The sequence below is a fragment of the Streptomyces sp. SPB074 genome (assembly GCF_000154905.1).
GTDB lineage: Bacteria > Actinomycetota > Actinomycetes > Streptomycetales > Streptomycetaceae > Streptomyces.
On record NZ_GG770539.1, the window covers coordinates 4,056,438 to 4,057,082 of the forward strand.

Consider the following 645-nt stretch of genomic DNA (forward strand, 5'->3'; position numbering starts at 1 on the left):
GGTACGGGGGCGGGCTCCGCGCGCCGCGGGCGTCGCGCCGTGACGGCGGCGGAGAGCAGCAGCAGGACGCCGCCCGCCGCCGCCCTCCCCGCGCCGACGCGCAGCCCGGAGCCGTCGGCGGCGAGCGTGAGCGAGTCCCCGTTGGCCCGCGCGACCCGTACCGCCCACAGCACCGTGAAGCCGAGCGCCAGCACTCCCGCGAGCAGGACCGGGGTGCGCAGGCGCGTGAAGAGGCCGAGGAGGGTCAGCACGGCGGCGAGGAGGAACGGCAGGAAGAGCGACCACAGCAGGTCGGGTCGTGCCGCCGTGACGCCGCCGGAGGCGAAGAGGTCGGGCAGCCGGTACTCGCGGCCGAGGCGCGCGTCGTACCAGGGGCGGAAGAGGCTCGCGACGGCGCAGACCGCGCCGAGCACGGCGAGCACGCCCCCGAGGACGTTACGGACCATGACGGGGCCTCCCTGTCGGCCGTTGTCTCCCGTCCGTCTACCCCCACGAGCGGGCGGCAGACACGGGATTCGGCCAACAGGACCCCGGCGAAGGGTACTTGAGGGTACTCGGGGGCGCCCGGCGGTCCCCGCCCGGAGGCGCCGGGTGTGCGGAGGCGCCGGGTGTGCGGAGGCGCCGGGTGTGCGGAGGCGCCGGGCG

1 protein-coding gene is annotated in these 645 nt (G+C 77.4%); it reads right to left on the reverse strand.

Features of this window, described 5'->3' with window-relative positions; genetic code table 11:
- The coding region (locus tag SSBG_RS16890; protein WP_037871546.1) for a hypothetical protein at nucleotides 1–446 on the reverse strand (446 nt) is incomplete at its 3' end.
- Nucleotides 447–645 lie beyond the last annotated feature (199 nt).